Source organism: Metamycoplasma equirhinis, assembly GCF_006385185.1.
Classification (GTDB): Bacteria; Bacillota_I; Bacilli_A; order Mycoplasmatales; family Metamycoplasmataceae; genus Metamycoplasma; species Metamycoplasma equirhinis.
This window is the reverse complement of sequence record NZ_VFIX01000038.1, coordinates 1-522: the sequence shown is the minus strand read 5'-3', so window position 1 is coordinate 522 and position 522 is coordinate 1. Positions and strand designations below refer to the sequence as shown.

The following is a 522-nucleotide window of genomic DNA, read 5'->3' as shown; positions in this document are numbered from 1 at the left end:
TGCCATCCATATCGTTGCGCAGCGCGATGCCGTGCCAATGCACCGACGTCGGATCACCCAGACGGTTGGTCACCGAGACGACAATCTCATCCCCGACGGTGGCCCGGATCAGTGGTCCGGGGATGGTGTTGCCGTAGGTCAGCGTGCTGACGATCGGCCCACCCAGGTCGATCCTCGCCGGCTGGGGGGTCAGCGTGGCGGTAACCGTTCGCCCACTGTGCGGCCGGGCCGCCTCGGCCGCGTCGATTGCAGCGGTCATCCCGGCGGCGCCGGATGCCGTGGGCTTCGAGGCGCAAGCGGCTAGCGCAAAGCCGCTGGCGATGCCGGCGCCGAGGAAGCCGCGCCGGCTGAACCGCCTCTTGTCGAAGGCGTTACCGCTCGTGGCCAGCTCGGGCATCGATCGCTCCTCGTCTGGATTTGGTCTCGCTCTTCGTACCCTGCCCAGACATCGGGCAGTACGCAACGGTTGATGATCACCACGCCATCATCCGCCCTTACACCCTACCCCTATAGGGTATATAG

General features: G+C 66.1%; 1 pseudogene. It reads right to left on the bottom strand.

From position 1 onward, the window contains the following. Positions 1–397, bottom strand: a pseudogene (mmcO, locus tag FJM08_RS08555) (multicopper oxidase MmcO); the annotation flags it as partial. Positions 398–522 lie beyond the last annotated feature (125 nt).